At 51.3% G+C, this 690-nt stretch carries 1 pseudogene; it reads right to left on the reverse strand.

The annotated features are described in order from the left end of the window. Nucleotides 1-510 precede the first annotated feature (510 nt). Nucleotides 511-690 (reverse strand): annotated as a pseudogene (locus WH277_RS00675) (hypothetical protein); the annotation flags it as partial.

Consider the following 690-nt stretch of genomic DNA (forward strand, 5'->3'; position numbering starts at 1 on the left):
CGCTGACGACCACTGACTTCATATCATCCATACTCAACGTCATCAGACGGGCATTCAGTAACAGAATCGTCCTTAACATTTCATCCCCGAACTCTGATGAGATGTGATCCATCATTCGGTGATGTTTCTCAATGTTTACCTTCTCTTCAATGGCCTGTGAAAATCGGGTCATTGTGTTACCCCCAGGGATAATTTCGTTAACGTTGCCTGACAGGCCCGCACAGAGACCATCTGTCGTTCAAGCAATTCTGCATAATTAATCTGTTCTGCAGCAGACCCTCGCTCCAGTTTTATCGTAAGCGAGAGTGCATGGCTCGCTGCCTGTGAAAGTTGCAGGCAGGCTGACAGGTGTTCTTTACGGCACAGCTCGCTCTGGGAGAGCGCTTTTAACAGGATTGAACGCGCTTCTGCTATAAGCGCCAGGTGCTCCGGTGTCATTTGAGTCACTCTCCGATAGCGTTGTGAAAAGATCAGGTGGTTACCTGGCCCATTGGCAGCGTTTCCGATCGTTTAGTGGAAGTGAGAATGACCACCAAAACCTTCAGAACGTGAGTTGTCGTGGCCATAACCGTGACCACCGAACGCAGCGCTGTGGGCATTATCGCCACCGCGATTGCCAGAACCGCCGTGTGAAGCATGGCCGCCCTGACCACCGGCGTTACCTTTGCCGGTAGCGAACGTGATTTTCGA

Source organism: Erwinia sp. MYb416, from assembly GCF_037479575.1.
Classification (GTDB): domain Bacteria; phylum Pseudomonadota; class Gammaproteobacteria; order Enterobacterales; family Enterobacteriaceae; genus Erwinia; species Erwinia rhapontici.